General features: G+C 67.6%; 27 protein-coding genes. 6 read left to right on the top strand and 21 right to left on the bottom strand.

The genetic code is table 11. The annotated features are described in order from the left end of the window. Positions 1 to 21: 21 nt before the first annotated feature. Both ACSQ8Y_RS27095 and ACSQ8Y_RS27090 read right to left on the bottom strand, forming a co-directional pair. A complete protein-coding gene (locus ACSQ8Y_RS27095; RefSeq protein ID WP_436269478.1) occupies positions 22 to 486 on the bottom strand; it encodes a hypothetical protein in 465 nt (154 codons plus the stop codon). Positions 487 to 635: 149 nt separating this feature from the next. Beyond that, on the bottom strand, positions 636 to 1,115 hold the full coding sequence (locus ACSQ8Y_RS27090) for a hypothetical protein (protein ID WP_436269477.1): 480 nt from the start codon (positions 1,113 to 1,115) through the stop codon (positions 636 to 638). A gap of 127 nt (positions 1,116 to 1,242) precedes the next feature. Between ACSQ8Y_RS27090 and ACSQ8Y_RS27085 the strand changes: the two genes are divergently transcribed. From ACSQ8Y_RS27085 to rapZ, 6 genes are all read left to right on the top strand, one after another. Continuing rightward, on the top strand, positions 1,243 to 2,655 hold the full coding sequence (locus tag ACSQ8Y_RS27085; protein WP_436269476.1) for an SDR family oxidoreductase: 1,413 nt from the start codon (positions 1,243 to 1,245) through the stop codon (positions 2,653 to 2,655). Continuing rightward, on the top strand, positions 2,655 to 3,119 hold the full coding sequence (locus ACSQ8Y_RS27080; RefSeq protein ID WP_436269475.1) for a DUF2269 family protein: 465 nt from the start codon (positions 2,655 to 2,657) through the stop codon (positions 3,117 to 3,119). The genes ACSQ8Y_RS27085 and ACSQ8Y_RS27080 overlap by 1 nt, the downstream gene beginning before the upstream one ends. Positions 3,120 to 3,191: 72 nt before the next feature. Then, positions 3,192 to 4,025 (top strand): NADPH-dependent 7-cyano-7-deazaguanine reductase QueF, encoded by an 834-nt coding sequence (gene queF, locus ACSQ8Y_RS27075; protein ID WP_436269474.1) that lies wholly within the window; start codon positions 3,192 to 3,194, stop codon positions 4,023 to 4,025. Between the two features lie 362 nt (positions 4,026 to 4,387). Then, positions 4,388 to 4,870: a PTS sugar transporter subunit IIA gene (locus ACSQ8Y_RS27070; RefSeq protein WP_436269473.1), complete on the top strand. Its 483-nt coding sequence runs from the start codon at positions 4,388 to 4,390 to the stop codon at positions 4,868 to 4,870. A gap of 34 nt (positions 4,871 to 4,904) precedes the next feature. Continuing rightward, positions 4,905 to 5,840, top strand: a complete 936-nt coding sequence (gene hprK, locus ACSQ8Y_RS27065; RefSeq protein WP_056404135.1) for an HPr(Ser) kinase/phosphatase — start codon at positions 4,905 to 4,907, stop codon at positions 5,838 to 5,840. Positions 5,841 to 6,020: 180 nt separating this feature from the next. Beyond that, complete coding sequence (gene rapZ, locus ACSQ8Y_RS27060) at positions 6,021 to 6,884, top strand: RNase adapter RapZ (protein ID WP_436269472.1); 864 nt, start codon at positions 6,021 to 6,023, stop codon at positions 6,882 to 6,884. Between the two features lie 80 nt (positions 6,885 to 6,964). Here rapZ and ACSQ8Y_RS27055 read toward each other — a convergent pair whose 3' ends face one another. The 19 genes from ACSQ8Y_RS27055 to ACSQ8Y_RS26965 form a co-directional block, all read right to left on the bottom strand. After that, the gene (locus tag ACSQ8Y_RS27055) at positions 6,965 to 7,453 is read right to left on the bottom strand and encodes a chemotaxis protein CheD (RefSeq protein WP_436269471.1); all 489 of its coding nucleotides are present in this window, start codon (positions 7,451 to 7,453) and stop codon (positions 6,965 to 6,967) included. A gap of 4 nt (positions 7,454 to 7,457) precedes the next feature. Further along, on the bottom strand, positions 7,458 to 8,315 hold the full coding sequence (locus ACSQ8Y_RS27050; protein WP_436269470.1) for a CheR family methyltransferase: 858 nt from the start codon (positions 8,313 to 8,315) through the stop codon (positions 7,458 to 7,460). Next, on the bottom strand, positions 8,302 to 8,850 hold the full coding sequence (locus tag ACSQ8Y_RS27045; RefSeq protein WP_436269469.1) for a chemotaxis protein CheW: 549 nt from the start codon (positions 8,848 to 8,850) through the stop codon (positions 8,302 to 8,304). Before ACSQ8Y_RS27045 ends, ACSQ8Y_RS27050 begins: the two co-directional genes overlap by 14 nt. A gap of 10 nt (positions 8,851 to 8,860) precedes the next feature. Further along, positions 8,861 to 10,507, bottom strand: a complete 1,647-nt coding sequence (locus ACSQ8Y_RS27040) for a methyl-accepting chemotaxis protein (RefSeq protein WP_436269468.1) — start codon at positions 10,505 to 10,507, stop codon at positions 8,861 to 8,863. A gap of 81 nt (positions 10,508 to 10,588) precedes the next feature. Next, complete coding sequence (locus ACSQ8Y_RS27035; RefSeq protein WP_436269467.1) at positions 10,589 to 12,190, bottom strand: methyl-accepting chemotaxis protein; 1,602 nt, start codon at positions 12,188 to 12,190, stop codon at positions 10,589 to 10,591. A 57-nt stretch (positions 12,191 to 12,247) separates the two neighbouring features. Further along, positions 12,248 to 14,416: a chemotaxis protein CheA gene (locus ACSQ8Y_RS27030; RefSeq protein WP_436269466.1), complete on the bottom strand. Its 2,169-nt coding sequence runs from the start codon at positions 14,414 to 14,416 to the stop codon at positions 12,248 to 12,250. Continuing rightward, positions 14,413 to 14,718: an STAS domain-containing protein gene (locus ACSQ8Y_RS27025; RefSeq protein ID WP_436269465.1), complete on the bottom strand. Its 306-nt coding sequence runs from the start codon at positions 14,716 to 14,718 to the stop codon at positions 14,413 to 14,415. The genes ACSQ8Y_RS27030 and ACSQ8Y_RS27025 overlap by 4 nt, the downstream gene beginning before the upstream one ends. Continuing rightward, a complete protein-coding gene (locus tag ACSQ8Y_RS27020; protein WP_436269464.1) occupies positions 14,715 to 15,083 on the bottom strand; it encodes a response regulator in 369 nt (122 codons plus the stop codon). The genes ACSQ8Y_RS27025 and ACSQ8Y_RS27020 overlap by 4 nt, the downstream gene beginning before the upstream one ends. A 30-nt stretch (positions 15,084 to 15,113) precedes the next feature. Next, on the bottom strand, positions 15,114 to 16,277 hold the full coding sequence (locus ACSQ8Y_RS27015; RefSeq protein WP_436269463.1) for a methyl-accepting chemotaxis protein: 1,164 nt from the start codon (positions 16,275 to 16,277) through the stop codon (positions 15,114 to 15,116). 73 nt (positions 16,278 to 16,350) lie between these two features. Further along, positions 16,351 to 16,734, bottom strand: a complete 384-nt coding sequence (locus tag ACSQ8Y_RS27010; protein ID WP_436269462.1) for a response regulator — start codon at positions 16,732 to 16,734, stop codon at positions 16,351 to 16,353. 197 nt (positions 16,735 to 16,931) lie between these two features. Further along, the gene (locus tag ACSQ8Y_RS27005) at positions 16,932 to 20,024 is read right to left on the bottom strand and encodes a PAS domain S-box protein (RefSeq protein ID WP_436269461.1); all 3,093 of its coding nucleotides are present in this window, start codon (positions 20,022 to 20,024) and stop codon (positions 16,932 to 16,934) included. 201 nt (positions 20,025 to 20,225) lie between these two features. Then, complete coding sequence (locus ACSQ8Y_RS27000; RefSeq protein WP_436269460.1) at positions 20,226 to 21,305, bottom strand: enoyl-CoA hydratase/isomerase family protein; 1,080 nt, start codon at positions 21,303 to 21,305, stop codon at positions 20,226 to 20,228. A gap of 94 nt (positions 21,306 to 21,399) precedes the next feature. Then, on the bottom strand, positions 21,400 to 21,756 hold the full coding sequence (hpf, locus tag ACSQ8Y_RS26995) for a ribosome hibernation-promoting factor, HPF/YfiA family (protein ID WP_436269459.1): 357 nt from the start codon (positions 21,754 to 21,756) through the stop codon (positions 21,400 to 21,402). A gap of 67 nt (positions 21,757 to 21,823) precedes the next feature. Continuing rightward, positions 21,824 to 23,308, bottom strand: a complete 1,485-nt coding sequence (locus ACSQ8Y_RS26990) for an RNA polymerase factor sigma-54 (protein ID WP_436269458.1) — start codon at positions 23,306 to 23,308, stop codon at positions 21,824 to 21,826. A gap of 6 nt (positions 23,309 to 23,314) precedes the next feature. After that, positions 23,315 to 24,076, bottom strand: coding sequence for an LPS export ABC transporter ATP-binding protein (gene lptB, locus ACSQ8Y_RS26985; RefSeq protein WP_436269457.1), 762 nt, complete (start codon positions 24,074 to 24,076; stop codon positions 23,315 to 23,317). 2 nt (positions 24,077 to 24,078) lie between these two features. Next, positions 24,079 to 24,675, bottom strand: a complete 597-nt coding sequence (lptA, locus tag ACSQ8Y_RS26980; protein ID WP_436269456.1) for a lipopolysaccharide transport periplasmic protein LptA — start codon at positions 24,673 to 24,675, stop codon at positions 24,079 to 24,081. Between the two features lie 24 nt (positions 24,676 to 24,699). Next, positions 24,700 to 25,296: an LPS export ABC transporter periplasmic protein LptC gene (lptC, locus tag ACSQ8Y_RS26975; RefSeq protein ID WP_436269455.1), complete on the bottom strand. Its 597-nt coding sequence runs from the start codon at positions 25,294 to 25,296 to the stop codon at positions 24,700 to 24,702. 26 nt (positions 25,297 to 25,322) lie between these two features. Next, positions 25,323 to 25,862 carry a KdsC family phosphatase gene (locus ACSQ8Y_RS26970; RefSeq protein ID WP_436269454.1) on the bottom strand — a complete coding sequence of 180 codons (540 nt, stop codon included), beginning with the start codon at positions 25,860 to 25,862 and terminating at the stop codon, positions 25,323 to 25,325. Next, positions 25,862 to 26,860, bottom strand: a complete 999-nt coding sequence (locus ACSQ8Y_RS26965) for a KpsF/GutQ family sugar-phosphate isomerase (RefSeq protein WP_436269453.1) — start codon at positions 26,858 to 26,860, stop codon at positions 25,862 to 25,864. Before ACSQ8Y_RS26965 ends, ACSQ8Y_RS26970 begins: the two co-directional genes overlap by 1 nt. Positions 26,861 to 26,922: the final 62 nt, after the last annotated feature.

Raw genomic sequence — 26,922 nt, 5'->3', positions numbered from 1 at the left:
CAAGACCCGGGCCGCGCTTCCTCAATGGTCGCGCGCGCCCTCTTTGCCCAGTTTGTTGCCATTGCGCTGGGTAGCGCCGCTGGGCTGGCCGCTGGCCTGCTCCGGCGCGCTGCCGCTGCCCTTGGCCGCGTCGCCCCCGCTGCCGCCGTACGGTTCGGAACCGGTGCCGGAACCAGACGTCCCGCCGGCGCCGGAACCGCCGCTGGCGGCAGTGCCACCGCTGCTTGTGGCGCCGCCATCGTTGCCGGTGGTGGTGCCGCCCGCCGGCGACGTCCGGCTAGCGCTGGACGTGCCTGGCGTCTGCGCCACGCCGGTCGCCGCGCCCAGCCCGGCCGCGCCTGGCGAGGTGGCGGTGCCGCCTGCCACCCCCGATTCGCTGCTGCCCGCCCCCGTGCCGGGCGCGTCCGGATTGCGGTCCTTGCAGCCGCTCAGCGCCAATACCGATATCGCTGCCGCGCACAACAGCGTGGAAATCTTGTAAGCCATGTCGAACTCCTTCGAAGTGGATGCTTGCCGTCCACGCACTTTAGGGCGCGGGCGCGCGGCCGCCTATAGGACGGACCGGACGCATGCTGTAGGACGTTGGGCAAGGCGCGTGCAGGCGGCGGCCGTCGCCCGCCTTGGCACATGCCACATCACCGGCGGCGCCCCGCCAGGGCGCCCAGCGCCAGCCCGGCGCCGAACGCGGCATAGACCAGCGTGAGCGATGGCACCGACAGCCGCTGCTCGTAGCCCGGGTGCAAGCGCCGGGGCGTCATCTGGTAGTCGACGAAGCAAGCGACTGCCGCCATCGCCGTGCCCGCCGCCGCAGTGGCTGCCGGCTCCCGCCGCGCCAGCACACGGCGGAACCAGCGCTCGAACAGCACGCCCCAGAACACGGAACTGGCATGGTGGATGCCGTAGCCGAGCAGCGTGTAGCGCATGCTCGGCTGGTCCTTGCGCGCCGCCTTGTCGCCCCACAGCCAGTGGCTCACGGCATTGACGGCGCTGAACGGGCTGCGGTTCTCGCCCTGGCTGCACACGGCCAGCGCGAGCGCCGACGTGGCGCTGGCCACCGACCCGGTCAGCGCCCCGCGGCGCAAGGTGTCGCTCCAGGCTTCGTACTTGTTTTCCATGCTAGTCTCCTCGGTGCAAAGGCTGCGTTCACGATACCGAAAAATCGCCGCTGCCCGCGCCCGGCTGCGTGAGCTGGCGCACCGAGCGCCGTCCGCCGCGCCGCCAGAATGCAGGGAGGGAGGACGCATGCATGTCTTGATTACCGGTGCGAGCGGTTTCGTCGGCCGGCGCGTGGCGCAGGCGCTGCTGGCGCGCGGTTGCCGCGTGACGGCGGCGGGCAGGCGGCCGGGCGGCGACCCGCGCCTCGGTTTCGTCGAAGCCGACTTCAGCCGCGACAGCGATCCGGCCGTGTGGCGGCCGCGCCTGCGCGGCGTGGACGTGGTGATCAACACGGTCGGCATCATCCGCGAAACCGGACGGCAGCGCTTTGCGCAACTGCACGTGGCCACGCCGCAAGCGCTGTTCACCGCCTGCGCCGAGGCGGAGGTGCGCTGCGTGATCCAGATATCGGCACTGGGCGCCGACGACAGTGCCGCTACCGCCTACCACTTGAGCAAAAAAGCCGCCGACGACTTCCTGGCAGGCCTGCCGCTGCGCTCGGTGATCGTGCAACCGTCGCTGATCTACGGCCCCGGCGGCGGCAGCGCCGAGCTGTTCAAGACCTTGGCGACGACGCCGGTCGGCATACGCTTCGGCCGCGCGCCGCAGCCGGTCCAGCCCGTCCACGTCGACGACGTTGCCGAGGCCCTCGCGTTGCTGGCGATGCAGTGCGGCGGCGGCGCGCCGAGCAGCGGTGGTGCAGCAGTTCGGCACGAGGCCGCGATCGCGGTCGCAAGCGGCCACCGTACCCGCGCGGCCGCCGCCCGCGCTACGGCAGGGCTGGACCATATTGCCGGTACGGCGGCGGCCGACGGCGGCAGCCAGCGCATCGCGCTGGTCGGGCCGCAGGCCATGCCCTTGCAGCACTACCTGGCCGCCTTGCGGCGCGAGCTCGGGCTGGGCCGGCAATGGGTGCTGGTCTTGCCGGACGCCGTTGCGCGCGCCTTCGCGTGGCTGGGTGGCGTCGTGCCTGGCCTGCCGCTGGACCGCGACGCGCTGCGGATGCTCGATCGCGGCAACACGGCCGACGCCGCGCCGACCGCCGCCCTGCTCGGCCGCGCGCCCAAAGCCGTGGCCGAATTCATTCCACCGGAAAGCCGCGCCGCCGAGCGCAGGCTGGCGCAGCTGAACTGGCTGCTGCCGCTGCTGCGCCTGAGCATCGCCGCCGTGTGGCTGGTCACCGCCTGGGTGTCGGCCTTCGCCTACCCCGAAGCGGAGAGCTACCGCCTGCTCGAACGCAGCGGCGTGCCGCCCGCGCTGGCGCCGCTGATGCTGCACGGCGCCGCCGGCTGCGACTTGCTGCTGGGCCTGGCCACCGTGGCGCTGCCGCGGCGTTTGCGTCCGGCGCTGTGGCTGGCGCAGATGGCCCTGATCGCCTTCTACACCATCGTCATCGCCTGGCGCCTGCCCGAATTCCTGGTCCATCCCTACGGCCCGCTGACCAAGAATCTGCCCATGCTGGCCGCCATTTACCTGCTCTACCTGCTGGAAAAACGCTGATGGAATATGTCATCGTCAAATGGCTGCACATCCTGTCCTCGACCTTGCTGTTCGGCACCGGTATCGGCTCGGCCTGGTATTTGCTGCTCGCCAGCCTGAGCCGCGACGTGCGCGCGGTGGCCGTGGTCAGCCGCAACGTGGTGCGCGCCGACTGGCTGTTTACCGCCACCACCATGGTCGTCCAGCCCGCCACGGGCTATTACCTGGCCCACCTGGCCGGCTATCCGCTGCACAGCAAATGGATCTTGTGGTCGCTCTGTCTCTACCTGGCGGCCGCTGCCTGCTGGCTGCCCGTGGTCTGGATCCAGATGCGCCTACGCGACGTGGCGGCCGCCGCCGACGCCGCCGGGGAGGCCCTGCCGCCCCTTTACTGGCGTTACTTCCGCTGGTGGGTGGCGCTGGGCGTACCAGCTTTCTTCGCCTTTGTCGCCGTGTTCTACCTGATGGTCGCCAAGCCGCCCTGAAGCGGGCAGCAGCGTGCTCCCGCGCCGCATTTGCGCTACCATGCACGCTTCGTTCCCGCACCGAGCACCGTCATGACCAATACCGCCGACCTGTCCCCCCTGGGCAAAAATTCCGCCTACCGCAGCGATTACGCGCCGGAACTGCTGTTCCCCATCCCGCGCCAGGGCAAACGCGACGAACTCGGCCTGCAGGGCACGCTGCCCTTCTTCGGCGTCGACATCTGGAACGCCTACGAGCTGTCGTGGCTGAACATGCGCGGCAAGCCGCAAGTGGCGGTGGCGAAAATCACCTTCCCGGCGGATACGCCGAACATCATCGAGTCGAAGTCCTTCAAGCTCTACCTGAACTCATTCAACCAGACCCGCCTGGCCAACGAGGAGGCGCTGCGCTCGCTGATGGTGCAGGACCTGTCGGCTGCCGCCGGCGGCAGCGTGCACGTGGCCGTCACGCTGCAGGAAGAGTTCGCCAAACTGCGCATGGGCGAGCTTGAAGGCGTGCTGCTGGACCGCCTGGACATCGAGGTGGACAACTACGCGCCGCAGCCGGAAGTGCTCAAAGCCGATGCTGACGACCTGCCGGTCACCGAAACCTTTATTTCCCATTTGCTCAAGTCGAACTGCCTGGTCACCGGCCAGCCGGACTGGGGCAGCGTGCAGATCAGCTACTCCGGCCCGCAGATCGACCAGGAAAGCCTGCTGCGCTACCTGATCGGTTTCCGCGAGCACAACGAATTCCACGAACAATGCGTCGAACGCATCTTCACCGACATCCTGCGCCATTGCAAACCGACCCAGTTGGCCGTATATGCCCGGTATACGCGGCGCGGCGGCCTGGACATCAATCCCTGGCGCAGCAACTACAGCACCGGATCCCAGCCGTCCAACCTGCGTAATGCTCGTCAGTAACATCCATCAGCATCCCGGGCCGCTGGCGCAATCGTGTATCACTAGACCGGGATTTGTCTTACAATGAATCAATAAAGGTTGCAGTTTTCAAAGCTGCTGCCGATAACAGTTAAAGACATTCAAAAATCGGCGTGGCCGCGGAATTACTGACAAAAAACTGGCATTTGTCTTGTATTCGCTGCGGAAATAGCTATTATCTCTGCCAGTGCTTATTTAACAACGCTACGGCCTGCCCCCAGCGGACTGCGGCGGATTGCGGAGCCAGCCATGGCGCAAGCGAATTCATGTTACAAGGCGAAAAAACAAGCCTATAATTCCGCTCGCAAGCCACATTTGTGCGCCGCACCATTCCACGTCGCGTTATGAACAACCTGAGCAAAATCCTATCCCTCGAAAACGTCCAGCTCGATCTGGAAGTTTCCAGCAAGAAGCGCGCTTTCGAGCAAGCCGGCCTGATTTTTGAGAACAACTGCGGCATCGCCCGCTCCACCGTGTCGGACAATCTGTTCGCGCGAGAGCGCTTGGGCTCCACCGGCCTGGGCCACGGCGTGGCCGTGCCGCACGGGCGCATCAAGGGCATGAAGAGCCTGAAGTCGCCGCTGGCGGCCTTCGTGCGCCTGGCCGAGCCGATTCCCTTCGAATCGCCGGACGGCAAACCGGTCAGCCTGCTGTTCTTCCTGTTGATACCGGACCACGTTACCCAGCAGCACCTGGAGATCCTGTCCGAGATCGCCGAAATGTTCTCGGACGACAGTTTCCGCGCGGCGCTGATGACCGACGCCGACCCGCAATCTGTGCACAGCCGCATCGTGAATTGGCAACCCAGCTTGCAAGCCGCAGGTTAAACTGTGGGCGTCCGCCCTCACCAGATAAAAAGCCATGCTGCAAACGCCCCTGACGATACAACGCCTGTATGACGATAATCGTGAAACGTTGCAGCTAGGCTGGTTTGCCGGCTTTCCCGGCGGCGAGCGGCTGATCTCGGGCGATGTCGCTTCCGCCGCCGACCAGGTCGGCCACCTGAACACCATCCACCCCGGACGCATCCAGGTCTTCGGCCATCAGGAAATCAACTACTACCAGCGCCTCAAGTCGCTCACGCGCGCCCACGTCATCAGCGAGCTGATCGCGGGCGGCCCGCCGGCGCTGATCATCGCGCAGGGATTGGAAACGCCGCCGGACATCCTGGCCATCTGCGACGAAAAGAATATCCCGCTGTTCTCCACGCCCTTGCCCGCGGCGCAGGTGATCGACTTCCTGCGCGTGTACCTGTCGAAGAAACTGGCGCAGCGCATCATCATGCACGGCGTGTTCATGGACGTGCTGGGCGTGGGCGTGCTGATCACCGGCGATTCGGGCCTGGGCAAGTCGGAGCTGGGCCTGGAACTGATTTCGCGCTCGCACGGCCTGGTGGCCGACGACGCGGTGGAATTCGCGCGCATCGCGCCGAACATGATCGAGGGGCGCTGCCCCGCCCTGCTGCAAAACCTGCTGGAAGTGCGCGGCCTGGGGCTGCTGGACATCAAGGCCATCTTCGGCGAGACGGCGGTGCGGCGCAAGATGCGCCTGAAACTGATCGTGCACCTGGTGCGCCGTTCGGCGCTGGAGGAGGAAGTGGAGCGTTTGCCGTTCCAGTTCCCGACCGAGGACGTGCTGGGACTGCCGATCCGCAAAGTGGTGATACCCGTGGCGGCCGGCCGCAACATCGCGGTGCTGCTGGAAGCGGCCGTGCGCAACACCATCCTGCAACTGCGCGGCATCGATACGCTGCAGGAGTTCATGGAACGGCAACGGCAGGCAATGAGCGGGGACTAGCCCCGCTCATTACCAACGTTGCTAAGGAGGGCAGCCCTGCAGGGCTGCCCCGCTACGCAGGCGCGGGGCTGTGCCCCACGAATTCCCTGCTACGCCAGCGGCAGGCAATGAGCGGGGACTAGCCCCGCGATCAGGACCCAAACACACCTATCGCGTAGTCTTGAGGTATTATCTTTAGCTATGCGTATCGTGCTCATTACCGGTATATCCGGCTCAGGAAAATCCGTCGCCCTCAATGTCCTCGAGGACACGGGCTATTATTGCGTGGACAATCTGCCGCCGGCACTGCTGGCGCACCTGGTCACGCAGCTCTCCGACGAAGGCACGCCAGCGCTGGCCGTGGCGGTCGACGCGCGCAGCGCGGAGTCGCTGGTCAGCCTGCCCGATGCCGTGCGCGCCCTGCGCGACCAGGGCCACGACGTCAAGATCATGTACCTGACGGCGAACACCCACTCGCTGGTGGCGCGCTTCTCGGAGACGCGCCGCAGCCATCCGCTGTCGCACGAATTGAAACCGGGCCAGAACCCGGCGGCGCGCCGCACGCTGATCGAATGCATCTCCGAAGAACGCGAGCGCCTGTCTGCCATCGAGCAGCTGGGCCACGTGATCGACACCTCGGAATCGAGCGCCAACAAGCTGCGCGCGTGGATCAAGGACCTGGTGCAAAGCGAGAATGCGCCGCTGACGCTGTTCTTCGAATCGTTCGCCTTCAAGGTGGGCGTGCCGCTGGACGCTGACTTCGTGTTCGACGTGCGGGCCATACCGAATCCCTATTACGACCTGGCGCTGCGCCCGATGACGGGCCGCGACGCGCCTGTCATCGCCTTCCTCGACGCTCAGCCCAGCGCCGACGAAATGTTCAAGGACATCCGCGATTTCGTGGCCAAATGGCTGCCGTCGTTCAAGACCGACAACCGCAGCTACCTGACCGTGGCTGTCGGCTGCACAGGCGGCCAGCACCGCTCGGTATACATGGCCGAACGCCTGGCGCGCCATTTCCATCCGATCGAGCAGGTCGTGCTGCGGCACCGCGAGCAGTCTTAAACCAGCCGCGCAGCCAGGAACTCGCCGGCCTGCGGAGCAACTTCCAGCGGCAAGGGCAGGCACAGCTTACGGTGCCGTCATCAGCGGCGGGCGGGCAGCGCCGCTGCCTGGCGCTCCCATACATCGCCGCTGGCGATATGGAACAGGATCTGCCGGTGGCCGGCGCCGAACAGGCTTTCGGCAGCCACCGCGATGCCGTGCGTGCGCAGCAGGGCGCGCGCCGCCTCGCCGTTGTGGCGTCCGATCTCGGACGCCTGCCGGCACGTCTGCGGCGCAAACATGGCGCTGCCGCCGAATATCTTGGCCTGGCATTCGGCGGCAGCGACACCCTGCTGCGCCAGCTCCTCCAGCATCAAGGCCAGCGAGTCCGCCCCGTAGCGCCCGTCCAGCGGGCCGGGGGGCCGTTTGCCGCGCTGCGCCAGCAGGAAGTGCGACATCGCGCCGATCCGGCGCTGCGGATGCCACAGCGTGATCGACACGCAGGAGCCAAGCAGCGTGCGGATGCGGAAACCGGCGTCGCCGACGAAATACTCGCCCGGCTGCAGGAACACGTCGATCAGCCCGGGCACTGCGTCACCGCTTGCGGTAAATCGCCGGCGCCACTTGCTCGACCGCGTCGCTGATGCCGTTCAGGCTCTCGGAGTGGCCGATGCAGAAATGGCCTCCCGGCCTGAGCTGGGCCAGCACCCGCGCCACCACCGCGCGCTTGGTGTCGCCGTCGAAATAGATCATCACGTTGCGCAGGAAGATCACGTCGAACTGGCCCAGGTCGGCCAGCGCTTCGTTCAGGTTGACCTGGGAGAATTGCACGCGGCTGCGCAGGGCCGGCGCCACCAGCAAGGTGCCCTGCTGCTGGCCGGTGCCCTTCAGGCAGTAGCGCTGCAGATAGGCCGGCGGGATATGGCTGGCCCGTTCCATCGGATAATGGCCCCGGCGCGCGCGCTGCAGCACGCGCAGGCTGATATCGGAACCGAACACTTCCCATGGCCGTGCCGGCATGCAGTCGGCCAGCAGCATGGCGATGCTGTAGGCTTCCTCGCCGGACGAACTGGCCGCGCTCCAGACCCGCATCGGCAGCCCGGCGCGCGCCGCCTCGAGCGCCAGCCCACGCAGGAAATCGAAATGCTTTTGCTCGCGGAAGAAATAGGTTTCATTGGTGGTCAGCAGGTCGACCGCCGTCTGCACCTCGTCCGGTGCGCCGCCGCTGCTCAGCAGCTTGAAATACTCGCCGTAGGAGCGCGCCTTGCACGGGCCCAGGCGGCGCGCCAGGCGCCCTCCCACCAGCGCCCGCTTGGCCGGCGACAGGTGGATGCCGGCGGCCTCGTAGATGAAGCGCTGGAACTGGGCGAACTCCTGTTCGCTGAGCGCGGCCTCGCTCACGGCGCCGCCGCCCCGCGCGCGCGCCGCGCAAGCGCTGTCAAGCGCACGCATCCTGCGTGGCGGCGGCATCGGCGCCGTGCAGCGCGGACAAGGCCACCAGCTGGTCGACCGAGAGCACCTCGCTGAGCTGCAGCAGGATCACGAACTTGCCGTCCACCTTGCCCATGCCTTCGATGAAGTCGCCCGGCACCCTGGCCCCGAAGGTGGGCGCCGGCTCGATGTCGGCGCCGGCGATTTCCAGCACGGCGCTGACCGAATCGACCAGCACGCCCAGCACCTGCTGCCCGCCGTCCGACGCCATCTCCACGATGACGACGCAGGTGCGCTTGGTGGGCGGGCTGGGTACGCGCCCGAAGCGCACGGCCAGGTCCAGCACCGGCACCACCGCGCCGCGCAGGTTGATCACGCCGCATATGCTGGCCGGCATCATCGGCACCGTGGTCACGCCGCTGTATTCGATGATCTCCTTGATCGCCAGGATGCCGATGGCGAACATTTCCGTGCCCAGCATGAAGGTCAGGTATTGCGTATGCCCGGCTGTGCCCGCCTGCGGCCGCGCTGGCGTGTTGGGTATTGCTGCGTTCATAGGCGGCTCCTCAGAAGCGGGTGAATTGCGACTCGTCCACGGCGTCGTCGTCGGCCGGCACCATCAGCCTGGGCTTGCTGCGCGCGACGGCGCGCTTGGCGCGCACGGACGCCAGGCGCGTGACCGGCGCCGCGGCCTGGGCCGGCATGCCCGCGTGCGCGCCGTCGAGCTGGAAGAAGGCCATCGCCTGCTGCAACTGCTCGGCCTGGCCGCTCATCTCCTCGGCGGTGGCGGCCAGCTGCTCCGAGCTGGAGGCGTTGTGCTGGGTGGCCTGGCTCAACTGCCCGACCGCCTGGTTGATCTGGCTCACGCCGGCCGACTGCTCCTGCGACGCGGCCGCGATCTCCTGCACCAGGTCCGACGTCTTCTGGATATTGGGCACCATCGTGGTCAGCAGCTGGCCGGCCCGCTCTGCCAGCGCCACGCTGTTGCCGGCCACTTCGCCGATTTCCTGCGCCGCCACCTGGCTGCGCTCGGCCAGCTTGCGCACCTCGGCCGCCACCACCGCGAAGCCCTTGCCGTGCTCGCCCGCCCGCGCCGCCTCGATGGCCGCGTTCAACGCCAGCAAGTTGGTCTGGTAGGCGATGTCGTCGATGATGACGATCTTCCTGGCGATCTGGCGCATCGCCGCCACCGTCGCCGCCACCGCCTCGCCGCCCTCGGCCGCCTCCAGCGCCGCCTTGCCGGCCATGCCGTCGGTCACCCTGGCGTTGTCCGTGTTCTGCGCGATCGAGGCCGTCATCTGCTCCAGCGAGGCCGACGTCTCCTCCACCCCGGCGGCCTGCTCGCTGGCCGCCTGCGACAGCGACTGCGCCGTCGCGCTGACCTGCTCCGAGGCGCTGGCCAGCGCGTCGGCGCTGCCGTTGACCTCGCCCACCACGTGGGCCAGCCTGGCCGTCATCTCGCCCAGCGCCGACAGCAGCAGCCCGGTTTCATCCCTGGCGGCCGTCTCGATGCGGCCGCTCAAATCGCCGGCGGCGACTGCCTGCGCCTGCCTGAGCGCCTGCGCCATCGGCCCGGTGATGGAACGGGTGGTCAGCCAGGCCACCAGCGCACCGCTCAGCAGCGCGGCCCCGGCCACCGACAGCATGAGCTTGATCGCGTTGTCATAGGCGTCGCGCGCCTGCGCCACATCCTCGGCCGTGTTTTTTTCCTGGAACGCCACCATGTCGTCCAGATCGGCGAACCATTTCTTTTGCAAGGGACGCACCGCGTTCATCAGCATGCTGGTCGCGGCGGCATCGTCGTTGTTGCGCGCCAGCGCGACCACCTTGTCCATCACGGCGTCGGCGGCGCTGCCGTCCTCGCCTATCCTGGCCATGATGGCCTTGCCGGTCGGGGTCACCACAATCGCGCTCAGGCTGCGGAATTCGCGCTGATACTGTTCGCGCATGTCGGCCATGCGTTTGATCTCGACCGCCATCTCGCCCTCGGTGGTCATCAGCACGATATTGCGCACCGCCCTGGCATTGGTCTGCACGGCGTCGCTCATCGCCTTGGCGCTTTTCGCCTTGACCATATTGCTGTCGACGATCTCGTCCAGATGCGTCTGTATCTGCGCCATGCGCGACAGGCCGATGGCCGCCATTCCCAGCAACAACGCCAGCAGCAGGCCGAAACCCAGGCCCAGGCGCACGCCTATCTTCAAATTTCTCATCTCGTCCCTCGTGTGGAAGTGTGCAATCGTTCGGTCCGGCGCCGCTGGTCCGGCGCGGCTCAGCAGCGGCTCAGTAGCGACTCAGTAGCGGCTCAAGGAGGCCAGCGGCCCCGGCGCGGCGCGCCGTCCGGCTGCCTGCGCGGCGCGCGCCGCGGCCGGCGCAGCCGCGCCGCGGCCGTTCGCGCCGTCGAGCTGGAAGAAGGCCATCGCCTGCTGCAACTGCTCGGCCTGGCCGCTCATTTCCTCGGCGGTGGCGGCCAGCTGCTCCGAGCTGGAAGCGTTGTGCTGGGTGGCCTCGCTCAGCTGCCCGACCGCCTCATTGATCTGGCTCACGCCGGCCGACTGTTCCTGCGACGCGGCCGCGATCTCCTGCACCAGGTCCGACGTCTTCTGGATATTGGGCACCATCGTGGTCAGCAGCTGGCCGGCCCGCTCTGCCAGCGCCACGCTGCCGCCGGCCACTTCGCCGATTTCCTGCGCCGCCACCTGGCTGCGCTCGGCCAGCTTGCGCACCTCGGCCGCCACCACCGCGAAGCCCTTGCCGTGCTCGCCCGCCCGCGCCGCCTCGATGGCCGCGTTCAACGCCAGCAAGTTGGTCTGGTAGGCGATGTCGTCGATGATGACGATCTTCCTGGCGATCTGGCGCATCGCCGCCACCGTCGCCGCGACCGCCTCGCCGCCCTCGGCCGCCTCCAGCGCCGCCTTGCCGGCCATGCCGTCGGTCACCCTGGCGTTGTCCGTGTTCTGCGCGATCGAGGCCGTCATCTGCTCCAGCGAGGCCGACGTCTCTTCCACCCCGGCGGCCTGCTCGCTGGCCGCCTGCGACAGCGACTGCGCCGTCGCGCTGACTTGCTCCGAGGCGCTGGCCAGCGCGTCGGCGCTGCCGTTGACTTCGCCCACCACGTGGGCCAGCTTGGTCACCATGTTTTGCATCGAGCGCAGCATCTGCCCCGTTTCATCGCCGGACGTGGCGCCGATGCGCACTGTCAGGTCGCCCTGCGCCAGGCGGTCCGCCACTGCTGCCGCCAGCCGCAGCGGCACGACCACGCTGCGCGTCACCCACCAAGCGGCGGCGGCGGCCAGCATGGCGGCCACGGCGCTGAGCGTGATCATCAGCCGGCGCGCCTCCAGGTAAGACTGTTGCGCCAGTTTGCCCGACGCGTCGACCATCTCGCCCTGCAACTGCGCCAGCTCGGCCACCGCGCCCTGGTAGGCGCGCAGCACGGGCCGCAGTTCGCGGTTCAGCAGTTGCCGGGCTTCCGGCTCCTTGCCAGCCCGCACCAGCGCAAACAACTGTTCCTGCCCGGCCACGAACTTGGCGCGCTGTTGCTGTATGGCCAGCAAGGCTTCCTTGCCGCGCGCCGTGCTCACCACGCGCTTGAGCGCCTCGAGCTTCTCGCCTATCCTGGCGCGCGCGGCCAGGATGGCGTCGATCTCGCCCTGCACCTGCGCGCTGTCGTCGCTGAGCAGGAGGTTGCGCATGTCGATGGCGATCTCGTTGGTGCCGGCCGTGATCGCGGCGGCCAGCTGCACCTTAGGCCACTTGTCCTGGACCACGTCGTCCAGCGCGTCGTTCACATTGCCCAGACGCGTGATGCCGACCCCGCTGATGGCGGCCATCAGCAGCACCACCGTGCCAAATCCCAGCGCCAGCCGGGCCCCGATTTTCAAATTTCCGAACATGTCCGTCCCCAATCATTGATTCGTGACGGCGGCGCCGCGCGCCGCCGTTGCCGCCCGCTATGCCAGGCTGGTCTCGCGCTCGGCCATGGCGGCCGCTTGCGCGCGCCCTTCGATCACCGCCATCAGCGCGGCCATGTCCAGTATCAGCGCCACTTCGCCGCTGCCGAGGATGGTCGAACCGCTGATGCAGCGCACCTGCTGGAACAGCTTGCCGAGCGGCTTGATGACAGTCTGGAATTCCCCCAGCAGCCCGTCGACCACCAGCCCCCAGCGCTGGCCGCCATGCTTGACCACCACCACGTTCTCGCGCCGGGCCGGCTCGCCGGCCACGCCGAACAGCTCGCGCAGGCGCACGCAGGGCAGCACCCGGCCGCGCAAGCTGGTGTAGCCGCGCCCGGCGTCGGCGCCGGCGTCGAAGGCCAGGCACTCCTCGATCATGTCGAGCGGAATGACGAACATCGATTTGCCGGCCGTGACCAGGAAGCCGTCTATCATGGCCAGCGTCAGCGGCAGGCGCAGCGCGATGGTGGTGCCGGCGCCGGCCTCGCTGGCAACGGCCACCGTGCCGCGCAGCGCGTCGATATTGCGCTTGACCACATCCATGCCGACGCCGCGCCCGGACAACTGGGTCACCTGCTCGGCGGTGGAGAAGCCGGGCGCGAAGATCAGGCCGTACACCTCGCCGTCGGACAGCTTGCGGCCCGGCTCGACCAGGCCGCGCTCGAGCGCCTTGGCCAGGATCTTGTCGCGCTGCAGTCCGCCGCCGTCGTCGCGCACCTCGATGACGATGCAGCCGGCGTCGTGGTAGGCGTTCAGCTCGACCGTGCCCCTGGCCGGCTTGCCGCACGCGATGCGCTGCCCGGCCGGTTCGATGCCGTGGTCGATCGCGTTGCGCACCAGATGGGTCAGCGGATCGCCGATGCGCTCGACCACGGTCTTGTCCAGTTCCGTGTCGCCGCCGCGCACCAGCAGCGCGATGTCCTTGCCGATCTCGCGCGAGACGTCGTGCACCACGCGCTGGAAGCGGTTCAGCGTGGCGCCGATCTTGACCATGCGCAGCTGCAGCGCGCTGTCGCGCACCTGCTCGACCAGGGCCGCCAGGGTCGAGGTGCGCTCCTGCAGCTCGGCATCGCTGACGCGCGCCGCCGCCACATTGGCGCCGGCGCCGACGATGATCAGCTCGCCGATCAGATTGATCAGATGGTCGAGCTTGTCGGCGTCGATCCGGATCGACCGGTTTTCCTGCTGCGCCGGCTGGCGGGCGCGCTCCTGTTTGGCCAGGGCGGCCTCGACCACGGGCGGGCGCACCGCGCCCATCTCCACCAGCATGGCGCCGAGCGGCGCGGCAGCCGCGGCGCCGCCGTGCTGCGCCTGCAGCGCCTGCGCCAGCTCGCGCTCCGTCACGCTGCCGCAACGCACCAGGATTTCGCCCAGCCGCGCATTGTCTTCCGGCAGCGCCTCGATCAGCTGGACGTACTCGGCCAGCCGGCTCTCCGGCGCCAGGATGCGGATGGCGCAGTCGCCGCGCACGAAATCGAACACGCCGTCGATGGCCGCCTTGTCGGCCGCGCTGCTGAAGGCGATTTCGAAGCCGAGATAGCAGGCCTCGGGATCCATCAGCGCGGGCGCCGGCATGGCGTCGCTCAGCGTGACGATGCCGGCCACGCTGCCGAGCTGCCCCAGGTAACGGAGCACCGACAGCGGGTCCATGCCGTTGCGCAGCGTGTCCTCGCCGAAGCGCAGCGAGATGTGCCACAGCTCGCCGTCGCCGCGGCAGTCCGGCTGCGCCGCCACCGCAGCCACGGCAGGCACGGCTGCGGCCGGCGGCGCGCCGCCGGCAAGCAGGTGGGCGCGCAGGCGCGCCAGCAAGGGCGCGCCCTGCGCCAGCAGCGCCGGGTCCGGCGCGTCCGTCCCCGATTGCAGCGCGTCGATCAGCGCCGCGGTGTGGTCGCGGCAGGCCAGCAGCAGCGCCACCAGGGCTTCGTCCAGCACGGCGCCGGCGCGCACCCGGTCGAGCACGTTTTCGACCACGTGCGCGAAATCGACCACGTGGTCGAGCCCGAACAAGCCGGCCGAGCCCTTGATGGTGTGCACGGCGCGGAACACGGCATCGACCAGTTCTCCCATCTCGGCGTGCGGGCCCACCGACAGCAAGGCCCGCTCCATGTCCTCCAGCAGGTCCCGGCTTTCCAGGATGTAGGTGTGCAGCGCCGCGTCCAGGTTCATGGCGCCGCCCCTGCGGCTGGGGCCGGCGCGCCGAAGCTGCCGCCCAGGCCGGTCAGCGCGAGCACGTCGAGCACCGCGCCGCTGGGCGCGGCCAGGCGCAGCGCGCCGCCGGCGGCGCGCGCCGCGTCCCGGGCCAGCAGCAGCAGCTGCAGGCCGGCGCCGTCGAACTCGCTGACCCCGGACAGGTCGAGCTCGAGCGCCGGCTGCGCCGCCACCGCGGCCAGCAGCATCTGTTTCAACTCCTCGGCGCGGTAGATGCCCATCTCGCCGGCGATCCGCAGCGCGCCCGGCGCTGCGCTCACGGCAGCACCAGCTTCTGCACTGCGCCCAGCAGCACCTGCGGCTTGAAGGGCTTGACCAGCCAGGCCCTGGCGCCGGCGGCTTGGCCCTGGCGCTTCCTCTCCTCCTGCGACTCGGTGGTCAGCATCAGGATGGGGGTGAAGCGGTAGGCGGCCAGCTTCTTGACCTCCTGCACCATGGTGATGCCGTCCATATTCGGCATGTTGACGTCGCTGACGATCAGGTGCACCTTCTGCCCCTGGAGCTTGGCCAGCGCGTCCCTGCCGTCGACCGCCTCCTGCACATCATAGCCGGCCTCCCTCAGGGTCATGCCGACCACCTGGCGCAAGGATGCGGAATCGTCGACGATCATGATAAGTTTTGCCATGGTTACCTCTGGGTATGGGATGGGGATGGGCTAGAAAAAGGTGAGTTCGTCGCTCGGCGCCGGCAATTGGCCGGCCTGGCCCGGCGCGGCATGGCCCCGGCGCTCGTCCTGCATGGTGTAGCGGGACTCCAGCTCGCCCAGCCAGTCGGCCAGCGGCGGCAGCGCGCGCGCGCCGGCCTGCCCGAGCGCCTGCCCCAGGCGCCCCATGTCGGCGTCGACCACTTCCAGGATCTGGCGGATGCGGTCCTGGAATTGCAGCGCCATCAGCAGGTTTTCCACTTCGTCGCGGATGGCGCTGCCGCGCGCCCGCATGTCGTCGGCCGCATGGGCCAGTTCACGCACATGGCCCAGCACGTCTTCGACCACGCCGCTGGAGGCGCCGATGGCGTCGCCGTCGTCGGCGGCGGCGCGCGACGCGGCGTCCAGCGTGGCGCGCATGGTGGCGGAAATCTCGGCCATGCGGCCGGTCATGCGGCTGCCTATCGTGGCCGACGACTGCGACAGCGCACGCACTTCGCCGGCGATGACGGCGAAGCCGCGCCCGGCGGCGCCGGCCCGCGCCGCCTCGATCGACGCGTTGATGGCCAGCAGGTTGGTCTGGGCCGCGATCTTGCGGACCTCGTCTGCCAGCTCCTGCAACTCCTCGGTGGCCGACGCCAGCGCGCGCACATTGTCGAGCAAGACCACCTTGCTGCCGACCACGGTTTCCAGGCAACGGATCACGGGACCCAGTTCGCGCTCGCACAGGGTGAGCAGGCTCAGCGTCACTTGCTCGCCGGCCGGCGCCGTGCCGCCGGTGAAACCGGCCGCCCTGAATTGTTCCAGCAGCGCGGCCAGGCTGCCCAGCAACTGGGCGACCGCGTCGTCGGTCTGCGTGTTAACCGCCTGCACATGGTGCTGCCACACCGGCAGCACGCCGCCCATCAGGTCCTCGATCTGGCCCAGGTCGGCGCCCAGCATGTGCGCCGACGAGGCACTGTCGCGCGCCGCGCCGGTCTGGCCCTGCAAGCGCCACGCCAGCAGCGCGGCGCTGGCCAGCACGCCGGCCAGCGCCAGCGCCTGCAGCGGACCGCGGCGTTCCCACAGCGGCAGCGCGGCGAACGCCACCGCCGCCAGCGCCGGCCAGGCGCAAGCGAACAGGCGGACCAGGGCGGCGCGCCTGCGGCCGCCATCCATTCCGTACAAAGCGATCATCGTGGAGTACTCCGCAAAAATGGGCGGCGCCATGCCGGAACGCGGCCGCCTGCGCCGGTGGACGGGCGTGCCGTCATTTTTTGGGTGGCGCCGGCAGCGCCAGCCGGGACATCAGGCCGGCCAGTTCGTGCTTGTCGACCGGTTTATGCAGGGCGCCCAGGATATTCAAATGGTGGAACCTGGCCATCAGCTGCGCGGAATCGAGGAAGCGTTGCGCCAGCCCGGACATCAGGATGATGGCGCAGCCCGGATGGCTTGCGCCCAGTTGCTCCATCAGCTGGAAGCCGTCCATCTGCGGCATGTTGATATCGCAGATGACCAGGTCGGGGGGCAACTTGCCCGGATCGAAGGCCGACAAGCCCTGGCGGCCGTCGGCCGTCGCGGTGACGCGGGCGATGCCCATGTCCTCGAGCATGATGCCCAGCATGTCGAGCATGAAGACGTCGTCATCGATCACCAATACATGTCCGCAACGCTGCAACACAGCGTGGGTGATGTCTCCAGCCATATCTTTTCAGTAACCTTCATATCCGGCGTGCCAAGAAAAACCCTGCCTATATCATGCCTATTGGCAAAATATCCATCCATAGGGAAAGGTCGGTTTTGGCGTAGGAATGGGACGCGGCGGGGGTAAGGAAACCCTCACCCGGCCTGTCAGGCGGCCAGTTCGGCTGCCACCCAGCGCTCGAAGCGCTCCAATGCCGCCCCCAGGTCGGCCGCCAGCATGGCCGCCGCCGCCAAGCCGCCCGGCTGTTCCAGGGCCTGCCACTGCCGCGCCATCCGCAGCGCGCCCACCGCCCGCGCGCTCGACTTGTAGCGGTGCCCCAACGCCGCCGCCGTGGCGAGGTCGCCACCGGCCAGCGCCGCCTCGAGCTGCGCGATGCCCGCGCCCGCCGTCTCCAGATAACGCAGGGCGAACTGGCGCATGCGCGCCGGCTTGCCGTCGAAATGCCGGGCCAGTTCAGCCAGGCTGATGTCCGCTTCCGCTTCCGCTTCCGAATCTACTTCCGCTTCCGTCTCCTCTTCCGCCTCCGCCGGCGCGGCGCCGGACGCGGCACGGCCGGCCAGGGTGGCGTACAGTTTTTCCGGCGCCACCGGCTTGCTGATGAACTCGTCCATCCCCGCCGCCTGGCAGCGCGCCCTGTCTTCGGCGCTGACGTTGGCTGTCATGGCGATCACGCGCACGCCGGCCAAGGCCGGGTCGGCGCGCATCCGGCGCGTCGCCGCTATCCCGTCCATCACCGGCATCTGCACATCCATCAGCACGCAGTCGTAACGCTCCAGGGCCAGCTGGGCCAGCGCCTCCATGCCATTGCCGGCCAGCGCCACCTCGACACCGGCCAGCTCCAGGAATTCGCGCGCCACCTGCTGGTTGAATTCGTGGTCGTCGACCACCAGCACGCGCATGCCGTGCAAGGTCTGCGGCTGCGCCGCCGGCGGCGCGGCCAATTGCGCCGGACGCGCTGCCCGCTCCAAGGTCAGTGCGAACCAGAAGCGGCTGCCCTGGCCCTCGATGCTGTCGACGCCCAGCTCCCCGCCCATCTGTTCCACCAGGCGCTTGCAGATCGCCAGTCCCAGGCCGGTGCCGCCGTATTTGCGGGTGGTCGAACTGTCGGCCTGGTGGAAGGACTGGAACAAACGGCCCAATTGCTCGGCGCTGATGCCGATGCCGCTGTCGCGCACCTCGAACAGCAGGCTGCAGCGGGCCGGGTCCTGAGCGCGCACCGTCACCGCCACGCCGACGGCGCCGGCGTCGGTAAACTTGACGGCATTGCCGACCAGATTGATCAGCACTTGGCTCAGGCGCAAGCCGTCGCCGCGCAGCCAGCCGCTCAGTTCAGGCGCCACCGCGCTGTCGAGCCGCAAGCCCTTGGCGGACGCCCGCCCGGCCACCTGGGCCAGGACCTTGGCCAGCAGCTGCGCCGGGTCGAACGGGGCATACTCCAGCGTCAGCATGCCGGCCTCGATCTTGGAGAAATCGAGGATGTCGTCGATCAAACCCAGCAAATGCTCGCCCGACAGCCGGATCTTGCCCAGGTAGTCCTGCAGGCGGGCCGACGGCGCAGCCTTCAAGGCCAGCAGGGTCATGCCGATGACGCTGTTGAGCGGGGTGCGGATCTCATGGCTCATATTGGCCAGGAAGTCGCTTTTCGCGCGGCTGGCGGCATCGGCCGCTTCCTTGGCCTGGCGCAGCGCGCGCACCGCTTCGGCCTGCGTCGTGACGTCGACCACCACCCCGATCACCCCGCGCGCGCGGCCGTCGGCGCCGCGCAGCAAGGCCTTGCTGACCAGCAGGTCGACCGGGCGCCCGTCGCCCATGCGGAAGGTGTCCTGGTAGATTTGCGGCACGCCGCTGGCCAGCACTTCGCGGTCGCGCTCGGCATGGATGGTGGAGTTGCCGCTCGGCACAACCTGCGCCAGGGATTTGCCGCGCAAGCGCTCCTCGGTGGTGGAGAAGAAGGTGAGATAAGCCTGGTTGACGCGCAGGTAGCGGCCGTCGGCATCCTTCAGGCTGACCGGCAGCGGGATGGAATCGAACAAGGCGTCGACGAAACTGAGGTTTTCCTGGATTTGCTCGGCCGCCCGGCGCCGCTCCGAGACATCGTGCAGCGTGCCGCTCAAGCCGTTCGGCTGGCCGTCCTCGCCCAGTTCGGCGCGCACGTGGACCCCGAGCCAGCATAAGCCGCCGTCGCGCGTGCGGCAGCGCAGCTCGCGCTTCAGCGGCACCGCCCGGCCGCCCAGCAGCTGGGCCAACTGCAGGCGCGCCGGCGCCAGGTCGTCGGGGTGGATGAACTCGACGCAAGCATGGCCCAGCGTCTCGTCCACCGTGTAGCCGGTGATGTCGGTCCAGGCCGGATTGACGAAGGTCATGCAGCCGCGCGCGTCGGTCCGGAACACCGCCTCGCGCAGGCTGTTGACCAGCGTGCGGTACTGCCTTTCGCTGGTGGCGACGATCTCGGACAGGAATTTGTTTTCGGTGATGTCGGTCTCGATCGACACGTATTGATAGGGGCGGCCGTCGCCGTCCAGGAAAGGCACCATGGTGGCGTACACGCTGTACGGGCGGCCGCCCTTGGCCCGGTTGTGCACCTCCCCGTGCCAGGCCTGCCCGCTTTCCACCGTCTTCCACACCTGCTCGAAATAGCTGGCGTCATGCTGGCCGGAATCGAGCACCGCATAGCCGCAGCCCAGCAGTTCCTCGCGCGCGTAGCCGGTGACCAGGCAAAACTTCTCGTTGACGTAGATGATGCGGCGGCTGGTGTCGACGATGCTGACGATGGCATGCTGGTCCAGCGCGAAACGCTGGTTGATCAATTCGATCCGGCCGGCCTGCTGGCGCCGCACCAGATCGGGCAGCAGGGCCGACAGCCCCTCCAGATCCTCCTCGGGGGGCAGCGCGCGGGCGCCGTCCTCATGGCGCAGCAGTTCAGCCATGGCCAGCCGCACCGAATGCAAGGTCCGGTTGCGGCTGCCGAGTTCGTCCCGCAGGCGGGCATTGGCCTGGGTCAGCTCGCCCGAGCGCAGTTCCAGCACGTGCGCGCGCAGCGCGACGTCGTGCTCGTAGCGCACGAAATTGCGGTCGATCTGTTCGACCAGTTGTTCCAGGCCGCCCAGCAGGGCCGCCACCGGCGGCGGCATGCCGGGCAGCGCGCCCGCCGCCGGCAGCGCGTCCAGCAAGGCGCGCCAAGCCTCGGGGCTGTCGATCCCGCAAAAACGGCGCAACTGGCGCGCCAGGGTGCGGTGCATGTCAGCCTTCCATCGTGCGGCCCGGCCGCACTGCGCGTTTGTCTATCCTGCTCACCAAACCATCCCCTTCGGCCGCGGCTGTCGATGGCGCGGCGCGCCATCGGCCGGCCCATGCAGACGATAGCAAAGGCGCGGCCGCGCCAACATAGGGAAAGGTTGATTCGGGGGTAGGGATAAGCGCGGGCCGGCGCCGGGCGGCGGCTAGGCCAGGTGGCGCAGCGGGTGCGCGTGCGCCGGCCACGGCGGCGCGAAGAAGCCGGCCACCAGCGCCGGCGTCACCTCCTCCAGCGTCGCCGGCGACCACTGCGGCGCGTTGTCCTTGTCGACCACCAGCGCGCGCACGCCTTCGAGCACTTCGCCGTGCTCGAAATTGCGACGCACCACGTTGCGCTCCATGCGCAGGCAGTCCGCCACGCCGAGCGAGGCGCCGCGGTTCAACAGTTCCAAGGTCACGCACATCATCAGCGGCGACCGGGTCCGCATCGCTGCCAGCGCCTTCTGCGCGAACGCGCCCTCGTCCCCGGCCAGCGAGGCCATGATGGCCGCCACGCTGTCGGCTGCGAAGTGGCGCTCGATGGCGGCACGCTCGCCTTCCAGCACGCCGGCGCCGGCGTCAAAGCCCGCAGCGTAGGCCTGCACGGCCTCGCGCAATTCCGCGCCCGGCACGACTTCCAGCAAGTCGCCCAGCGCCTGCCATTCGGCTTCCGGCACGTAATGATCGGCCAGTCCCACGTACAGCGCGTCCGGCGCGCCCACGGTCAGCCCGGTCAGGCCCAGGTAGCGGCCCAGGCGGCCCGGCGCGTGCGACAGGAAATGGCTGCCGCCGACGTCGGGGAACAGGCCGATGTTCACCTCGGGCATCGCCATCTTCGTCCGCCCGCTGACGACGCGCACGCCGCAGTCCGGTCCGCCCTGCGCGATGCCCATGCCGCCGCCCATCACCACGCCGTCCATTAACGCGATATACGGTTTAGGGTAATAGTGGATCAGGTGGTTGAGCGCGTATTCCTCGGTGAAGAAATCCTCCAGCAGCGCGCTGCCGCCCTGCGGCGTGGCGCGGCCCACGTCGTGGAAGAAGCGGATGTCGCCGCCCGCGCACAAGGCCTTCTCGCTGCTGCTGCGTATCACCACGGCGGCCACGGCGCTGTCGTCGCGCCAGGCCAGCAAGGCGGAGGTCAGGGCGCGCACCATGTCCAGCGACAGGGAGTTCAGGGCCTTCGGGCGGTCGAGCGTGATGAAGCCGGTGCCGTTGGAAACTTGCGTGAGGACGTGTCCGCTCATGGGTTTAAATCAGCTAAATCAACAATACCGTATTCTAGATCGATGGCCGCAAAAAAGGGCGCCAGATGCGCCCTTTGTTGGAGTGCCGGGGACCCTACAGGGTGGCGGCGGGTTCGTAAGTGTCGGGGAGGTGTTTGATGGCGTCGTGGCCGTGCTCCTGCACTTTCGATTTGTATTTCATGACTTGGCGGTCCAGTTTGTCGATCAGCGTATCGATGGCAGCATACAGGTCTTGCGACAGGCTTTCCACGTACACGGTCTTGCCGGACATGCGCAGATTGATTTCGGCCTTTTGCCTTTTGTCTTTCTCGGTGAGGTTATCTACGGTCAGGATGACAGCAATATCAATAACTTGATCGAAATGGCGTTTGATCCTCTCCAGCTTGCTCTGCACGTATTCACGGATGGCTGGCGTCACTTCGAGATGATGTCCACTGATGGTGAGATTCATACACACTCCTAAAGAAGAGGGCTCATACGCTGTCGTCTTGTTGGCGCGTAGGGGAACCCAAGTAAAACTACAAAGCTTTACGCAGACTAACCGGTGGGATTTTCAGAGCTTCGCGATACTTGGCAACAGTCCGTCGCGCAATTACCATGCCTTGTTCCCCCAGCATGTCCGCAATCTTACTGTCGGATAATGGATTTTTCGGGTCTTCAGCTCCTGTCAATTGCACTATCAGCGCCCGTATCGCCGTCGAGGATGCTTCTCCTCCTGCTTCGGTGGCGACGTGGCTGCCAAAGAAATATTTCAACTCAAACATGCCATGCGGAGTCAGCATGTATTTCTGAGTTGTTACCCGAGAAATAGTGCTCTCGTGTAGTCCCAGTGTATCAGCAATTTCACGCAACACAAGGGGTCTCATGGCAACCGCGCCATGGCTGAAAAAGTTCTTTTGTCTTTCTACTATCGCCTGCGCGACGCGCAGGATGGTGTCGAAACGCTGGCGCATATTCTTGATCAGCCACTTCGCTTCCTGCAGCTGCGCGCCCATGGCGGACTCGCCCTTGCCCTGCTTGAGCATGTTGGCATACAGCGCGTTTACGCGCAGGCGCGGCATCACGTCGTTGTTCAAGGAGACCTGCCAGCCATTGCGCGCCTTCTTCACGATCACGTCCGGCACCACGTAGTCGGACACGTCGGAGGCGAACTCCGCGCCCGGGTGCGGATTGCACAGCCGTATCACCGTTTGCGCTTCGCGCAAGTCCTCGTCGTCGCAGTCGAGGGCTTTTTTGAGCTTGTTGAATTCGCGCTGCGCGAACCAGGCCAGGTGCTTTTCGACGATGGTGACGGCCATGCGGCGCGTCACCAGGGGCACGCCCGGCATGCGCCGGATCTGCAGCGACAGGCACTCGGACGCGCTGCGCGCGCCGACGCCGATCGGGTCGAACGATTGCAGCAGGGTCAGCGCCGTCTGCAGCTCGTCGAGCTCGACATCGGCCTCTTCCGGCAGGCGGGCGTGGATGTCCTCCAGGCTCTCTTCCAGGTAGCCGTTCTCGTCCAGCGCGTCGATGATCAGCTCCATCAGCACGCGGTCGCGCGGCTGCTGCACCGTCACGCGCATCTGTTCCATCAGGTGCTCGCGCAAGGTGCAGTGGCTGGCCTCGAGCTGCGGGCGCGAGTCCTCGTCGTCGGGCGCCTTGCTGCGGCCGGCGTCGCTCCAGTCGCTGTCGGCCTCGGCGTTGCTGGCGCTGTCGCCGTCGCCGCTCTCGAACGCTTCGGCTTCCTGCGCGGGCGCGCTGTCCTGCGCCGGCGCGCCGACGTCGGCCGGCGACGCTTCGGCGCCGCTGGACTGGGTCTGGTTGATGGCGCCGTCGCCAAGCAGGCGCAGCGAGCGGTCGAGCGGATCGTCCAGCCGTTCCAGCAGGGGATTGTCGCCCAGCAGCTGCTCCAGTTCCTGGTGCAGCTCCAGCGTGGACAACTGCAGCAAGCGGATCGATTGCTGCAGCTGCGGCGTGAGCGCCAGATGCTGCGAGGTGCGGAGTTGCAGAGACTGTTTCATGGGTGCTTACATGCGGAAGTGTTCGCCGAGGTAGACGCGCCGCACCGATTCGTCGGCGATGATGTCGTCCGGCCGGCCGGACGCGAGCACGCTACCCTGGTTGATGATATAGGCGCGGTCGCAGATGCCCAGCGTTTCGCGCACGTTGTGGTCGGTGATCAGCACGCCGATGCCGCGCTCCTTGAGGAAGCGCACGATGCGCTGGATCTCGATCACGGCGATCGGGTCGACGCCGGCGAAGGGTTCGTCGAGCAGCACGAAGCGCGGATTGGTGGCCAGCGCGCGCGCGATCTCGACGCGGCGGCGCTCGCCGCCGGACAGCGACAGCGCCGCGTTCTCGCGCAGCTTCTCGATCTGCAGGTCGGCCAGCAGGCGGTCCAGGCGCTCGTCGATCTGCGCCTTGCTCAGCCGCTTGCCGTCCACCTTCTGGATCTCCAGCACGGCGCGGATGTTCTCCTCCACCGTCAGCTTGCGGAACACGGACGCTTCCTGCGGCAGGTAGGACAGGCCCAGCGTGGCGCGCTGGTGGATCGGCATGCTCGACACGTCCACGCCGGCGATGTCGATGCTGCCCGCGTCGGACGGCACCAGGCCGACGATCATGTAGAAGGAGGTGGTCTTGCCGGCGCCGTTGGGGCCGAGCAGGCCGACCACCTCGCCGCACTCGACCTGCAGCGAGACGTCGTGCACCACCTGGCGCTTGCCGTAGGTCTTCTGCAGGCCGCGCACGACCAGGGTGCTGTTGCAGCTTGGAGTGTGTTCCGCCATCGTCATTTCCCCGCCGCAGGCTGCACCGGCGCCGGTGCGGGCGCAGTTGCCGGCGCGGACGGCTTGGCAGGCTTGTTCGACGGCTGGATCACCATGGTGCCGCGGCCGGCGCCCGGCTTGCTGCCGCCGTCGGCGCTGTTGCGCACGCTGAAGAATTCGCGCCGGCTGTCGTAGGAAATGAACTCGCCCTCGACCTCGTCGCTCGGCTTGTTGCCTTCCAGGCGGCGCACCTTGGCGCGCGAGAACAGCTTGACCAGTTCGGCCTTGCCGTCGTACTCGATGCGTTCGGCTTCGCCTTCGACCCACTGCTCGCCCTCGCCGTCGCGCTTCTGGCGGAAGGTGGCGGGCTTGCCGCCCACGCTGGTCAAGGTCACGTACTGGTAGCCTTCCGGATCCTTGGTCACCACCGCCTTGGCCGACTTCATCAGCAAGGTGCCGCGCGTGAGCACGACGTTGCCGGTCAGCGTGCTGATCTGCTTGACGTCGTCGACGTCGGCGTTGTCGTAGCTGATCTGGGTCGGCTTGGTGGAGTCGGCCTTCTCGGCCTGGACCAGCCCGGCCGTGCACAGCAGCAAGGCCGACAAGAGCATTTTTTTCATGTTTTTTCCATTCAGTGTATTCGATTATTTAGGCGCCGGCGGCGGCGTGACGATGGTGCCGCGTCCGCGCAGCTGCACCTGGCGCGTGGCGTTGTTCGCCTTCATGCCGGTGCCGGTCGCGGTGGTGCCGCCCTGCATGATCTGCACCGGCGCATCGGTCTCCATGCGGTCCTCGTCCGGATAAACGGTGAGGGCCTCGGTGGTCATGTGCATGGCCGCGCCCGTGCCCTGCGCTGCGCGGTCGATCACCACATTGCCCTCCAGTTTCACGCGCGAATTGCCCTCGTCCACGCGGGCCCGCCTGGCCGTCATGTCCAGCGGCGGATGCCCGGAACTCAGGTTGCGCACCACCGGCTTGTCGATCTCCGACGCGTCGTCGATCGGACGGTGGACCAGCTTGTCGCCGGCCACGATGTAGCTCGGCTTGCCTTCCTTGGTCATGCGCACCACGCTGAACTGCTCGATGATGTAATCGGGCTCGTTCAGGCGCTTGTCGGCCATGAGTTCCTCGTCGCTGCGGCTCATCAGCTGTACCAGCCAGAAACTGCCGCAGGCGGCGAACACCCCGGCCACCATGGTGATCGACAGCCGCCAGCGCTGCGCGGTTCGTTTACGCATCATTCAACCTTCGCATATTCTCGATTCTTTCAGACCAGGAACTGGGCCATGACCTTGTCGTAGTTGCCGGTGGCGCGCAAGACGAACTCGCTCACTTCGCGCACCGCGCCGCGGCCGCCGTGGGCTTCGGTCACGTGGTGCACGCGGCTGAGCACGTCGGCGCGGCCGTTCGGCACCCCCACCGCGAAGCCGACGCGCTTGAGTATCACCAGGTCCACCACGTCGTCGCCGATGAAGCACACTTCCTCGGCGGACAGGCCGGTCTTGGCCAGCAGCGCGTTGAACGGGGTCAGCTTGTCGTGGCCGCCCTGGTGCACGAACTCGATGCCGAGGTCCTTGGCGCGGGCCGTCACCTGCGGCGAACGGCGCGCGCTGATGATGGCGGTCAGGATGCCCGCTTCCTGCAGCAGCTTGATGCCCAGGCCGTCCTGCACGTTGAAGGTCTTCATCATTTCGCCCTCGGCGCCGTAATGCAGGCTGCCGTCGGTCAGCACCCCGTCGACGTCGAAGATGATCAGCTTGACCTTGGCCGCGCGCGCCACGTTTTCCAGATTGTAGGCCTTGTTCATCAGATCACCTTGGCACGCGTCAAGTCGTGGATGTGCAGGGCGCCGACCAGCTTGCCGTCGGCGTCCACCACCAGCATCTGGTTGATGCGGAACTGCTCCATGACGGCCACCGCGTCCACCGCCAGCTTATCCGGTGAAATGCTGCGCGGGTTGACGTGCATCACGTCGCTGATGATGACCTTGCTGAAATCCTGCACTTTTTCTATCATGCGGCGCAAGTCGCCGTCGGTAAACACGCCGACCGGGCGGTTGTCGGCGTCGACGATGGCGGTCATGCCCATGCCTTTTTGCGTGATCTCCAGCAGCGCGTCCGGCAAGCGGGTGTCGAGCGGCACCGAGGGCACGGCGTCGCCGCTGCGCATCACGTCGCGCACATGGGTCAGCAGGCGGCGGCCCAGCGCGCCGCCGGGGTGGGAACGGGCGAAATCCTCTTCCTTGAAGCCGCGCAGGTCCAGCAGCGCCACGGCCAGCGCGTCGCCCAGCGCCAGCGTGACGGTGGTGCTGGCGGTGGGCGCCAGGTTCAGCGGGCACGCTTCCTTGGCCACCGACACGTCCAGGTGCACGTCGGCCAGCAGCGCCAAGCTGGAGCCGGGTTTGCCGGTCATGGAAATCAGGGTGCCGCCCATGCGCTTGACCACCGGCAGGATGGCCATCAGTTCCGCGCTTTCGCCGGAATAGGAGATGGCGATGAAGGCGTCGTCCGCGGTCACCATGCCCAGGTCGCCGTGCGCCGCTTCGGCCGGGTGCACGAACAGGGCCGGGGTGCCGGTCGAGGCCAGGGTGGCGGCGATCTTGCGCGCGATGTGGCCGGACTTGCCTATGCCCGAGACCACCACGCGGCCTTTGCAATTCAGCAACAACGCGACCGCCTGGCCGACGCTGTCGTCGGTGGCTAGGCGCGCGTGCATGGCGTTGATGGCGTCCGCCTCGATCTGCAGGGTTTCACGGGCCAGCGCCAGGGCGCGCTGCGCCGTCTTGTTGTCAAAAGCTTTCAGCATGGGATTTCCATCGGTTACACTCATGCCGGAAGTATAGCCGAATTGCGAAAGCAAAAAACTTG

The sequence above is a fragment of the Pseudoduganella sp. LjRoot289 genome (genome assembly GCF_964252925.1).
In the GTDB taxonomy this organism is placed as follows: domain Bacteria; phylum Pseudomonadota; class Gammaproteobacteria; order Burkholderiales; family Burkholderiaceae_D; genus Rugamonas.
The sequence above is the reverse complement of the archived record's forward strand: the minus strand, read 5'-3'. Positions and strand labels throughout refer to the sequence as shown.